This is a genomic window from Winogradskyella eckloniae (assembly GCF_013249045.1).
Taxonomy (GTDB): domain Bacteria; phylum Bacteroidota; class Bacteroidia; order Flavobacteriales; family Flavobacteriaceae; genus Winogradskyella; species Winogradskyella eckloniae.
This window is the reverse complement of sequence record NZ_JABRWP010000006.1, coordinates 112,089-125,454: the sequence shown is the minus strand read 5'-3', so window position 1 is coordinate 125,454 and position 13,366 is coordinate 112,089. Positions and strand designations below refer to the sequence as shown.

The 13,366-nt window shown below is 34.7% G+C and carries 11 protein-coding genes and 1 other RNA gene; 8 read left to right on the top strand and 4 right to left on the bottom strand.

Annotation, left to right across the window (positions count from 1 at the left end; all coding sequences use genetic code 11):
* The 6 genes from HNV08_RS11785 to HNV08_RS11760 are packed head-to-tail and all read left to right on the top strand — an operon-like array spanning position 1 to position 3,248.
* A complete protein-coding gene (locus tag HNV08_RS11785) occupies positions 1-333 on the top strand; it encodes a hypothetical protein (protein ID WP_173281528.1) in 333 nt (110 codons plus the stop codon).
* Positions 330-848, top strand: a complete 519-nt coding sequence (locus tag HNV08_RS11780) for a hypothetical protein (protein WP_173281527.1) — start codon at positions 330-332, stop codon at positions 846-848. The genes HNV08_RS11785 and HNV08_RS11780 overlap by 4 nt, the downstream gene beginning before the upstream one ends.
* Complete coding sequence (locus HNV08_RS11775; protein ID WP_173281526.1) at positions 845-1,459, top strand: SanA/YdcF family protein; 615 nt, start codon at positions 845-847, stop codon at positions 1,457-1,459. The genes HNV08_RS11780 and HNV08_RS11775 overlap by 4 nt, the downstream gene beginning before the upstream one ends.
* A gap of 15 nt (positions 1,460-1,474) precedes the next feature.
* The gene (locus HNV08_RS11770) at positions 1,475-1,873 is read left to right on the top strand and encodes a ribosomal maturation YjgA family protein (protein ID WP_173281525.1); all 399 of its coding nucleotides are present in this window, start codon (positions 1,475-1,477) and stop codon (positions 1,871-1,873) included.
* The gene (locus HNV08_RS11765) at positions 1,870-2,535 is read left to right on the top strand and encodes a DUF1361 domain-containing protein (RefSeq protein ID WP_173281524.1); all 666 of its coding nucleotides are present in this window, start codon (positions 1,870-1,872) and stop codon (positions 2,533-2,535) included. The genes HNV08_RS11770 and HNV08_RS11765 overlap by 4 nt, the downstream gene beginning before the upstream one ends.
* A gap of 11 nt (positions 2,536-2,546) precedes the next feature.
* Complete coding sequence (locus tag HNV08_RS11760; protein WP_173281523.1) at positions 2,547-3,248, top strand: hypothetical protein; 702 nt, start codon at positions 2,547-2,549, stop codon at positions 3,246-3,248.
* 3 nt (positions 3,249-3,251) lie between these two features.
* Here HNV08_RS11760 and HNV08_RS11755 read toward each other — a convergent pair whose 3' ends face one another.
* From HNV08_RS11755 to HNV08_RS11740, 4 genes are all read right to left on the bottom strand, one after another.
* On the bottom strand, positions 3,252-4,046 hold the full coding sequence (locus tag HNV08_RS11755; RefSeq protein ID WP_173281522.1) for an SDR family NAD(P)-dependent oxidoreductase: 795 nt from the start codon (positions 4,044-4,046) through the stop codon (positions 3,252-3,254).
* A complete protein-coding gene (locus HNV08_RS11750; RefSeq protein ID WP_173281521.1) occupies positions 4,036-5,238 on the bottom strand; it encodes an NAD(P)-dependent oxidoreductase in 1,203 nt (400 codons plus the stop codon). Before HNV08_RS11750 ends, HNV08_RS11755 begins: the two co-directional genes overlap by 11 nt.
* A gap of 167 nt (positions 5,239-5,405) precedes the next feature.
* Positions 5,406-5,915, bottom strand: a complete 510-nt coding sequence (locus tag HNV08_RS11745; RefSeq protein WP_173281520.1) for a T9SS type A sorting domain-containing protein — start codon at positions 5,913-5,915, stop codon at positions 5,406-5,408.
* A gap of 90 nt (positions 5,916-6,005) precedes the next feature.
* Positions 6,006-9,338, bottom strand: coding sequence for a LamG-like jellyroll fold domain-containing protein (locus HNV08_RS11740; protein WP_173281519.1), 3,333 nt, complete (start codon positions 9,336-9,338; stop codon positions 6,006-6,008).
* Positions 9,339-9,865: 527 nt separating this feature from the next.
* On the opposite strand from HNV08_RS11740, the gene ssrA reads away from it, so the two are divergent.
* Positions 9,866-10,262: a transfer-messenger RNA gene (gene ssrA, locus HNV08_RS11735) on the top strand.
* 355 nt (positions 10,263-10,617) lie between these two features.
* Positions 10,618-13,266 (top strand): T9SS type A sorting domain-containing protein, encoded by a 2,649-nt coding sequence (locus HNV08_RS11730; RefSeq protein ID WP_173281518.1) that lies wholly within the window; start codon positions 10,618-10,620, stop codon positions 13,264-13,266.
* Positions 13,267-13,366: the final 100 nt, after the last annotated feature.

Sequence of the window (13,366 nt, the reverse complement as noted above, 5' to 3'; positions counted from 1 at the left end):
ATGCTTGGATTAATTCTAATTGCCATTTTCTTTGGTGTCGGATTTACATTTCTCATACTAAGAATTAGTATATCTAGTATGTTTTGGTTTTCAAAAAAACCGAACGATAAAATGTATGTTTTTAAAAATCAGTTTCCATATTACATGATGGTTTTATCCGCAATACTAGCAACAATCCTAATCGGTTTTGATTTTGCCTTTGTTGCTTCGTATTACGCATTAGGTGTTTACTGTTTTGCACTTTTAATTTGGAATTTTAAGTTGAAACATTGTAAAAAAACATACACTACCACAACACGTTTAATAGAACAACATCATCCCAATTTACCATGAACAACCTATTGAAAATATTTAAAGACAAGCGGAAACAACTCATCATTTGGCTGTTTGAACATTCGCAACGTTTCTATACATCTATGTTTAAAAATCATCAACCTTGGCAAGTGTCTAAAGCCGATTTACTTAACTATCCGAAGGCGTCGTTTGGAAGACATTTAGGCGATTTTTTAGATGAAAATAATTTTGAATTAATCCCAAAAGTTGAACGACACGATTGTTACCATGTACTTTGTGGTTACAGCACTAAAGTAGAAGATGAAATTGCACTTCAATGCCTTTGTTATGGCAACGGAAAACGCAGTCCGTATTTGTATGGCGCCATAATTTTGGGTATTGCTATCCTTCCAGATTATTATAAATATTACTATAACTCTTTTAAAACAGGAAAGGCTGCCAATGCATTTCATCATTACGATTATCAGAAATTATTACACGTTTCTATTTCAGATTTTAGAGATGTTATTTTCTCAAAAAATGAACTATTCAATCTTAATTTAAACACAGCATGAAAAAACTAAAACTATTAATTCTAGCAGGTATTTTAGTAACCATAGGTGTCTTAGCTACCTTTCATTGGGTTGGTTACAAAGCCAAAGGATTGACTTACAATGATGTGGATAGTATTCCAAAAAACACAGTCGGACTCGTACTTGGTGCAAGCCGTTTGGCGTCTAGTGGTAACATTAATCTATTTTACAAACACAGAGTTGATGCAGCCGTTGCGCTTTACAAAGCCGGAAAAATTGAATACATATTAGTCAGTGGAGACAACAGCCGAAAAGACTATGATGAACCTACAGATTTTAAAAACGATTTAATTGAAAAAGGCATTCCGGCAGAACGTATATTTTTAGATTATGCTGGTTTTAGAACGCTTGATTCCATAGTTAGAGCCAAAGAAATATTTGGCCAAGATGCGCTCACTATTATTTCTCAAAAGTTTCATAATGAACGTGCTATTTATATCGCGCAACATTTTGGAATTGATGCCATTGCTTATAACGCCAAAGACGTTTTTAAACGACCAGCACGAGAATATTTAGCGCGTGCAAAAGCGAGTTTAGATTTATTATTTAATGTAGAACCAAAATTTTTGGGCGATACAATAGCCATCAAATAAAACACACATCACATCATGAAAATTCAATTTAACAAATACTATTTAGGCCTAGCTCACTTTCTTTTTCTGGTAGAATTGGCTATTGCTTTCACATTAAAAACAGGATTTATTCGTCATACGTTTAGCGATTATCTTGTTGTTATTTTATTATATGCAATTATTAGAGGATGCACTAACATGAGTGTTTGGGCCTCTAGTTTAGTCGTCCTCATAATTGCTTTTGGTATTGAGTTCCTCCAACTCACACCATTCTTAGCCTACTTTAACTTACAAGATAGTTATACTGCGAAACTCATTTTTGGGAGTACGTTTCAGTTTACAGATTTGGTCGCTTACACCTTAGGTATCGTAACTGTTTTGGTGGTTGAGAAATCAATTACGAGATATAATTCACTTCAAAATATTACCTTATGAATCTGATAAAAAACGTAATTCAAAATCAATTTAAAACCTTATCATTAATTAGTGTTGCCTTAGTATTTAGTGGCATATCTTTACTGGTTAGAATTAAATTGAATAAATCTTTCTTCTACTTATTTTTAATTTGGAATGTCTTCCTAGCAATCATTCCTTATGCCATTACCATGTACCTCAGTACCAAAAAGAATGTAAGTAAACTAACCCTTGTATTTGGCTTTTTGGTTTGGTTAGCCTTCTTACCAAACGCACCTTATATTGTTACCGATTTAATACATATTAGAGCTGGTAACAACGCATTTCTATGGCTCGATATTTTAGTGGTTCTATCCTTTGCATTAAGCGGCTTGCTCTTGTTTTACTTATCTGTGATTGATATGCAAAATCTCGTTGCTTCTAAATTTGAAAAACTTCCAATAAAAACCATTACAGCAGTCATTTTATTTTTATGCGGATTTGGTGTTTATTTAGGTCGTTTTTTAAGATACAATTCTTGGGAAATTATAAGTGGTCCTCACATACTATTTAAGGATATCATAAATATCATTATTGCTCCTTTTCAACATTATGAAGCATGGCTCTTTACCACAGGATTTGGACTATTCTTAGTCGTAGGCTTTTGGATGTTTAAGAATTTAAATACCTTAGAAAACAATTAAAAAACGAAAACATGAAATCCATAATTTTAATATTTGCACTTGCCTTAACGTTATCTAATTGTGATGAAAGACGAACAAACAGAATTAATCATGATGCTACCATAGAAACAGAAGTAAAAAAAGATAGTTCTCAAATTGAAATTGCAGACTTACCCATTTTAATTGACAGTACAGACTATTTAATTCATCCCATTGGACATATTACAGAATACAAATCGAGATTTTCTAGTTATTCTGGTAAACGCGGCTACAACTCCTTTTCGGTTTCAAATTATAACGACTTTTCCATTCAAGGGGAATTTAGTAATCTAAAATTTCAGCATATAAATTCTGAAAAACTAACAGCCTTAACAGATAAAATAGTTGAAATAACCTCTGTAAGATTTCTTGAGACCATCAGAGAACAGACAGGATTTCAATATTTAATTTACACCATTAGAGATACCGACACTAACAAAGATTCAAAAATAAATTCTGAAGACATTGAAGCGCTTTACATCAGTACCATTGATGGTAAAAATTTAAAAAAACTGACACCAGATTTAGCAAAAATTGCGTATTGGAAAGTGATTCCGAAATTGAATAGATTATATTTTAAAAGTATATCTGACACCAATAAAAACGGAGAGTTTGACAAACACGACCATGTGAATTACCAATACATCAATTTAAAAAGTAACAATCTAAACGTAATAGATTATAAACCGCTTTAAAATTTAGGAAGCTCTATTTTTATCTTGAATTTTCCGAACAATTTTAGTTGTTCTGTTTCGTGTTAGTATTCTAGGCAACACAGATAAAAATTTATTGATAGTACCAGGAATTGCAACAACCTTTCCTTTATGCATGGCTTTGTAACCATATTCAGCAACGTCTCTTGGACAAGCCATATTAAAGGCAATTTTATTTTCAGACGTATCTTGAGACACAACACTTTGAAATGAAGTTTTAGTTGGACCAGGACACAAAGCCGTTACTGTAACTCCTGTTCCTTTTAATTCATTTGAAATGGCTTCAGAAAACGATAAAATATAACCTTTTGAAGCATAATACAAAGCCATTAAAGGACCTGGTTGAAATGCTGCTAAAGATGATAAATTAAGAACTTTACCTTTCCCTCGTTTTACCATATCTGGCAATATCAGCTTTAAAAGATGTGTGGTTGTTAATATATGGAGGTTTAACATTTGTGATTCGCGCTCCCAATCCGTATTACAAAAGGTACCAAATAATCCAAAACCTGCATTATTAATTAATACATCTATAGGCTGTCCTTTTATGGCTTCATAAATTTCGAGCGAAATGTCGGGTAGGCTTAGATCTTTTAATAATGTCGTTATTTCAGTTGAGTGTTCTTTTAAAATATTATTTTTCGCTTCCTCCAACCGATCTGCATCAATATCTATTAATATTAAATTGTAAGCATCTTTAGCCAAAAGTAATGACAACTCAAAACCTAATCCTGACGCGGCTCCTGTAACTAAGGCTAACTTTTTATTTTTATTCTCCATCTATATAATCCTGCAGATATGTAAAACGATCGGTTAATTTACCGTTTTCTGTCATTTTAGCACGTTTTAATACATCATCGTCATCATTATTATAAAAGGCAGGAATCACATGTTTTAAAAATGTTTCTCCAAAACCTTCACTTGCGTCTTTTGGTAATTCGCATGGTAAATTATCTACTGCCATAACCGTTATGGCTTGTATGGCATCAAAAGCAACTTCTTTTTCCGATTTTGCATCATAACCATAAAAAGGATCGGCAATTGTAGATGGCCTAATTGTACTTGCTACAGGACCATCAATATCACATGAAACGTCAGCCACTAAATTTATTCTAAAATCAGGATGCTTAGCATCTTCCCTTGTAAATAAATAAGGGGCATTATTACCATAAAAATGACCTGCTATAAAATAATCTGTCTCTTTAGCATATGGCATAAAATTACTCTCGTAACCCGTTGGATCTTTATAAAATTTTAACCTTTCACCTACTTTTCCATCTATACGTTTAGCATATTCCATAACATCTGCCATAACATAAACAGGCTCGGTAAATTGACTTGTGAGATATAACGCATCACTGATCTGTTTAATACCTAAATGGTCCAAAATTTCTTTGGCACCATAGGCCACTTTCCCTGTTCCTGTTAATAAAATTTTGATATTTGGAATTGTAATTTTATCTAATTCAGCTTTTACAGCATCTAAATCCGCTAAAGTTTCTACCTTAGGTAAGGTAAATAATTTATCTCGCAAACCTAAAGCCCTAAAGCCATTGTAAGCACCAACCAAACCTGCATAACGACCAAAACCTATGAGTCTGGCATTATTTTTTTTAACAATGGTTTCGTGATCATACATTTCTATGTTTTTTTCTAACATGGCAATTAAAAGCTTTCTATTGTAAGGCTGCTTCTTTATGGTATGAGAGAAATAAAAGTATTTTTTATTCGGAATTAAATTTTTAATTGGCACTTCTTTTACACCAATCATAACATCAGCATGAGATACATCGTCTAAAACTTCAAAACCTAAACTAGAATATGCTTCATCAGGAAAAATCCTTATATCAGAAGATTCTACAATAAATGTAGCTTCTGGAAATAGAGTTCTGGCTTCTGCTAAATGTTGTGGCGAAAAAACCACACGTCTGTCTGGTGGGTTTTTACGTTCTTTAATAATGGCGAATGTCATATTACAGGAATTTTCTCTCCCACGTAAGGGAATATCTTAGTTTTGACGAAAATAGTATGATTTTAACTATTTCTCAATTATAACAAAGATTTTTTGCTAGACGCTATAAAAAATTCCAAGATTAATATTATTCGTATATCTAATAAATAGATTTTTCTTCCGTGCCTCTAATGGATTATTATTTTACAAATTTTCTGCTGGGTTTCACTTCTCACTTTCGCTATATATACGCCTGTTTTAAATGAAGACAAATTGATTCTATTTTCAAAAACATCAGAATCGAGTGGCATTGTTAAAACAACACGACCTTGTAAATCGTAAATATCCACTTTTGTAAGATTTGCTATTTTTCCTTCTATAAAGAGCGCGCTAAAATCCTTTAAATAATAGACTTTTAAATCCTCAAATTCTGATGCACCTATTGATAAAGCTTCTACAGTAGTTCGTAAAAAGAACCTTCCCGTTCCTGAGATATTAGATGAAGGCACTATACTATATGATTGGTTATTCAATAAAGTTGAAGTTTGCATCAGAACGTCATCTAGATAAACATTAACAGAATTAGGTAAAGTCGATTCTGCAATGCTAAATTGAATTTGCTCACCTTGATTAGCATTTATACCTAAGGGAATAGAAACCTCAGTAAGATCTGATGGATTTAAGGTCTGTAAGGCCATTGCATTTCCGCTATTGTCTAGAACTAATTGCGAATAAATTACAAAATCTGAATCTGTTGTGCCCCAAAGTTCTGCATCATAGCCTTTATCTCAACCTTGGCTGGCGTTATCGTTGAAATAAAATTCAGTATTATACGATTTTGTGCTAGAACTTAAGGCTAACTTAAGATAAATTAATGCGGTACTACGCCCTAAAATAAAATCATCATTTGTCCCTGTGGTTTGCATATCTGTAGTAAATTCTAAATCGTATGCTGCGACCTGAGCAGCATCTGCAGCTACATAAAAGCCCTGACCTGGCGCTATTAATGTTGAAGTATTTGTATTGGCTAGGTTGTAAATTGTCCACTTATTTTCTTCGGAAGCATTGTAACCATAAATTGCTGCAGATCCATTTGCAAATAAATCTATGTTTGAAACACCCAAATCGACCTCATGGTTTAAAAATGCATGTACATTGAGGTAAGACGGATATGGATTACCAACAAGATTCCATTGTGTGAAATTTGGTCCGCTATCCAAGATATTCACATTCACTGCATCAGGAATAGTACCTGTAAAGATTAGTGTCTCACCAGAATCTGTTGCCGCTCTATATCCTGTACCACTGGTTAAATTTACTGTTGTATTAACGTCGTAATTCTCATAATCGCCTGTTGTTTTATCAAAAGGTGCAAACGCATATACTGCAGGTAATTCTCCATTATCTAACAAGGCTGTGGCATTTTCAGGACTTAAAAAACTAGACCACGATTGACCCGAAAGCGGTGCAGATATTAAATCATTGCCTAAGCTATTAGCGTTAACAAAACGGTTATAACTTATAGATCCTACTACACTTCCAACCGCACCAGTTAACAAACTAGAATAGCTAGTTGAAGTAGAGTTTAATGTAATATTTGTAGCGGTTAGTATGTTATTTACTGTAAGTGATGCACCGGCTTCAATGCTTACTGAGTTTGCTACTGTATTAGAACCAATAGTTGCATCACCCGATGTAATAAAAATATCATCATTTGCTGTAGCTATACCGCTTGGATCACTTGGTAACCAAACACCATTATTAAAGGTATAGATAATACTACAGTCAATATTTACTATTTGTTGTAATGTATTAGTATTACCATTAGCATCCGTGGCTATCCAAGTAACTGTTGTTTCCCCTTCAGGATATGTGCCTGATGCATCAGAAGTGCCAGTAAAATCATTGGTTAGGCTTACAGAAGTCGCAGGCGATGTAGTAGACACCCAATTGGAATTAATATCCATATTATTGAGAACACCTTGTGCTCCATTTCCAGTTTTATCAGTCAGAGTACTATTTCCTGTACCATCTTCAAAATCATAATAAGCTAAAAGATCTGTTATTGAAGCATCAATCATTTCTTCATAATCATTTGCAATGTCTTGTTCTGTCCTAGCGATATCCCAAAAACGCAATTCATCAAGTTTTCCATTAAACCTGCTTACTGAAGAGGAAGGAAATTGTCCTAAGTAAGTGGTTGTTGCCTCAAAAACTTGAGGAAACCCATTATTTACAACAGGCTTACTTTCTCCGTTTATAATAATTTGGTTAAAGGAAGATCCATTTCCTGTAAAAGCAATATGATTCCAACCTGGAGGAATAACAGCATATGTAGTCATAATCTCACCAAAATTAGTTACCATACTCAAAGTTTCATTAGTGTAATTTGAAGTAAAATTTCCAGTTCCGATGTATTTTAAATTAGAGTCATTAAAGGAGAATAAATAATCAAATTCTTCCGAACCATTAATTCCATTTTCAGTGTACATCCAAAACTCTATGGTTTTAAAACTACCTATAGTTTGATTTATAGTCACCATATCGTCAACACCATCAAAGTCTAGAGCAAAATTATTGTTTACACAATTATCAGATACTATAAGAGCAGGCACTATAACTTCAGTGGTACATGAATCTATCAACGCATCTGAAGGAATAGCAAAGGATAAGATTGGTACTGTTGTATCGTCAATGATTATGTTTTGCGTTTGACTTTCAGTATTCCCATTACCATCATCGTATGTCCACGTTACAACTGTTGTTCCTTGTGTTGTGATTGGGAATGCAACATCTGCGGTTGCGGAAATTGCTCCACTGTTTGCTGTAGGTGCTGTTGGTGTTGCTTCGCATTCCTCTATTATATCTAATAAATTAGCTTGATCAAGAACAATAGCTGGTGGCTCTTTTTCAAAAAAGTAAGCAGAACCTGAACGAGAACCTGCATCGTCATTTCCAAAAGCTCCAACAATGACAGAATCACCAGCGATAGCAACGGAAAAACCAAAACTGTCACTTGCAGCGGCATCGGATGCTGTCAGTTTAGATTGTTCTGTCCAACTGTTTCCTGAGCGCATAAAGATATAGGCAGAGCCAGAACCAGAACCTGCATCATCATTTCCAGATGCACCAACAATAGCATAATCGCCAGCTATAGCAACGGAATAACCAAAATTATCAAGGGATGCAGCATCGGATGCCGTGAGTTTGATTTGTTCTGCCCAACTGTTTCCTGAGCGCATAAAAATATAGGCGGAACCGGAATTTGAACCTGCATCGTCATTAAAACCAGCACCAACAATGGCATAATTACCATCTATGGCTACGGAATAGCCAAAATAGTCGCCTAAAGCAGCGTCAGAGGCCGTCAGTTTGGTTTGTTCTGTCCAACTATTTCCTGAGCGCACAAAGATATAGGCGGAACCAGAAGATGAACCTGCATCGTCATTCAAACGAGCACTAACAATTACATAATTACCATCTATGGCAACGGAATACCCAAAATAGTCACCTAAAGCAGCGTCGGAGGCCGTCAGTTTGGTTTGTTCTGTCCAACTATTTCCTGAGCGCACAAAAATATAAGTGGAACCTGACTCTGGACCTGCATCATCGTTTTGATGAACACCAATAACGGCATAATCGCCTTCTATGGCAACGGAAAAGCCGAAAAAGTCATTTGCAGCAGCGTCGGATGCCGTCAGTTTAGCTTGTTCTGCCCAACTGTTTCCTGAGCGCACGAAGATATAGGCGGAACCTGAAGATGGACCTGCAGCATCATTTCCATAAGCACCAACAATGGCATAATCGCCAGCTATAGCAACGGAAAAGCCGAAAAAGTCATTTGCAGCAGCATCAGAAGCAGTTAATTTAGCTTGTTCTGTCCAAGTATTCCCTGAGCGCATAAAAATATAGGCGGAACCTGAATTTGAACCTGCATCGTCATTTAGATAAGCACCAACAATAGCATAATTGCCATCTATGGCAACAGAATATCCAAAACGACCTTCTGTAGCAGCATCGGAGGCTGTGGCTTTAATAATTTCATTCCAGTTTTGGGCATTAAGCGTTAGATAGGCTGCAGATACGATTAGGGCAAGTGAAAGTAGCACTTGTTTTTTCATGATATATTGGTTAGGGTTGGTATCAGTATGACGTGCGATATTATAACATCTGCACATACAAAACAATACGCATTTAATAGGCATATTTGATGCTAGTAAAACTAAGTCTGATTTTTTTAATTTGAAATACTCAATTTGAGTATAGTTTAAGTCTTTACATTCGATAAACCTTAAATCTATTTTTACCAAAACCAGTCACTATAATAGATTAAATCATTTTTTTAATCTTTAGGATTTTTATGATTCTGCCATTATTTCTTAAAATACTTTTAAAACCGGTTTGGTATGGCATTTGCTTCAGTATTTTTAGTAATTTTGCAGTCCTTGAAATTTTAATACGGTTTCCTGGTGTAGCGCGTTAGGGATAGTAGCGGCATCCTTTTGCTTTTTTTAGCAAAAGATATAGCGGATAGCCCGACCTGATAAGGGAACGCCCAAATAATATGACTATTTATGAATTGATGAGTTCCTGAAGCAAGTTTTGGATTAATTCAATGACATAAATTAAAAATTTACTATTTCATTAAGGGGTCGACTGGTTTTGACAGCGAGATTAATTAAATGGTAAGCACGTGGTGTAATGGCATTGAAACACCTTAAAGGCTAGACCAAATTTTAAACGGCGAGAATAACTACGCTTTAGCTGCATAATCTGAATTATAGTAAGATTTCGTGCTCATTTCTACTAGGTAGAAAAGCTAAATGTCTCCAGAAAGCCTTGGTTAGTGGCGTTCTTTTTTGAGGCATCGTAAATATTAACTAAGATGAGGTAGCGCTTTGATGCCTTTTCGAGATTAAAAAGCTAAGTTGTAAGTGGGTTGTCTTTAACCAGCTTGCAGTCGAAAACCTAAGAAAAGAATAAACGTGTAGAAAGCCCTTTGGTTACTTGTTTGGACGAGAGTTCGATTCTCTCCGACTCCACAATATTCACAACTGTGTTGTGACTTAGAATACAAACACCCATCAAGTTTATTTGATTGGGTTTTGTATTTTAATGTATATCTGTTGACTAACTCAAACAATCAAACTTTTAACCATGTTATCCTATATGATTATCTTGCTAATTCGCAATTAAATTTGTTTAGGTTTACTTTAACACCACACGCTTCTCTACTTTTTTCTTTGCATTAAATTCTAGAAGGTTACTACCTATATATTTTGTTCTATACCGCATTAACAAAGCTAATACAAGAAATGAGAATACTTTTGGTCTATTTAAGCAATATGAATTTTTCATAAAGATTTAATTTTGATCAAATTAATTAATCGTACTAATATCATGACTAAAACACTACAATTTCTTATTCTTTTTGCTTTTGTTGGCATGGGCAGCCCTCTGCTTATGGCCCAAGACGAAACTTTTACGGCAGGTACCGACGACCTTTGGACTAATCTTGCTAACTGGTCTAACAACACCATCGCCACTGGAAGGGCTACCATAACGACTGATGTAGATTTAGAAGCAGTTGCACGTACAATAAAAGACATTAGATTCACTACCTCATCAACAAAAACAGTATCGAACGGCACCTTAATTGTTGGAGATGTTGGTGCGACAAACACTATAAATAATGCAACTTCTGGATCTGTGGTCAATTTTGATTGTAACTTTACAGTAAATGTTGATGCTAAAAGATTTAGAAATAACGGTCTACTAGTTTTCACAAGCGGAAGCACACTTACCCTAGGTACAAACCTTCTTACCATTACTAATATTAACAATACCACTTCAGAATTTAATGGCATTGTTACAGGATCTAGTGAGATAGAGTTGACACAAGGATTATTAGAACTAGGTTCTACTTCTGATTTAACGGGTTTTACTGGAAATTTTACTATCAACGGTACATCTCAACTTATTTCTAATACTAATAATGTATTTATTTCGTCAACCAGTTCAATAAACTTCAATGGGGCTAATGGTAGCGTTATCGTTAACGGAACAAATAGTATTGAAGGATCTATCAATAGGTCTAACATATCTTCTGGCACTTCAGAAGTCGTATTTAATGCCAACCAAGCTAATATGACCGATCTTATAGTAGATACACAAACATTAGAATTAGACTTTGACCCTTCAGTAACATTAGTACATTTTTCAGGATCTACAATTAGCAATGGAGGCATTGTGAATTTAAAAAACTTAAAAAATGGAACATTGAAAATTGGAAATTCAGCAACGGACGTGCCACAAGCCATATTAGACACTTGGCTTCTAGATGGTGTAGAACCTGTGGATGGCACCCTTTCTCAAGACGCATCTGGTTATATTAACAAAGTTACATACACATCTACAACTGGTCAAAACATAAATTGGGAAGATGGTTCTTCTTGGGTTGGAGGAACAGTACCTGGACCTACAGATAATGTCCTAATTCTTGGTAGCTTAATTATAAACTCTGATGTCGTTGTAAATAATTTCACCAACAGAAATGATCCTGGTATATTAGAACGAGTTACAGTAAATCCGGGTTACTCACTTACCATCAATGGAGATGCCATCACTAGACACAATCTTTGGGCAAACTCAAACTCTACTAGTTTTGCAAGCCTTATATTTAATGGATCTGTAACAGATCAAATAAGTTATTTTAGATATGTTAATTCCGTAGCTAATGGCAACGATCTTATTGCTTCTCCTGTTAGTCTTGATTTTGATACTTTTGCAACAGACCCTTTTAATGGAGATCTTTTCGAAAACCCAACGAATACCTCTGAAAAATTATTTGGCCCTTTCAACAATACAACAGGCCAATACGAAACTATGGATACCGTTATTGATGCTACTGAACTCATAACACCAGGAATAGGTTATAGAGCAGGTACTACATCAGGTAGCACGATTTACTTTAAGGGTTATATTTTAAACTCACCAGTGCAAAATATCTTGGTAAATATTACTGATGAAACAACTACACCAGGAGCCACGGGAAATTATAAAACTTGGAATTTAATAGGCAACCCATTTCCTTCATATATAGATTTTGGGGCTTTCTTTACAGAAAACGCAAGTGCCTTCGATTCAGGAGCATACCAAGCAATTTACGGCTACGATGCTGATGACTCAGATGGCAGTAATTTCACGATCTGGAATGCCTTTAACGCTAGTGACAAAATTACTCCTGGACAAAGCTTTTTTGTTAGAGCTAAATCTGGTGGTGGTACTGTGACCTTCACACCTGCAATGCGAACTATTGGTGCTTCTGATGATTTTATTGCAAACCGATCCGAAACACCCAATTTTGTACTTTCAGAAATCTTTTTATCCAACCAATCATCCAACTATTCTACTAAAATCTATTTTGCAAATAATCAGACTCGTGGTTTAGATCCAGGATATGATGCTGGTGCTTATGCCGGTTCTGCTGATGGTATTTTCACACATTTAGTAGAAAATAATGCGAATGTGGAATTTGCGATTCAAGCCTTACCTTATAATGATTTTAATGATGTGGTTGTTCCTTTGGGTATTAAAAGCGAAGCAAACACGCAATTAACAATAGGTTTAAATACTGAAACGACGTCAATTCCTTCTACCGTTAACGTTTATCTTGAAGACAATGTAACTAACACTTGGACCTTATTAAATAATAGTGATTATGTTTTTACACCATCCGAAAATTTAAACGGAACAGGACGATTTTATATCCATTACTCATCAACAGCATTATCTATAAAAGATGACGTTTTAAATGGATTAAGTATTTATTCTGATCTGGCTACAAACACTGTAATAGTAAAAGGTCAATTACAAACAAAGACATCCGCTTTTGTATACGATATACAGGGAAGGTTGGTATTACAAGACGAACTGGACACATTTAACACCACAAATACTATTAATGTCAATGCTTTAAAAACAGGTATTTATATTGTAGAATTAACAAATGGTACTCAAAATAGATCACAAAAAATTATGATTAATTAAAACTATATAATCAACTATTAACGGGTTGGCTATAAGTATCTTATTTTAAGTTATAAAAATCATCCAAAAACCGCAATATTTGAAAAGATATTACGGTTTT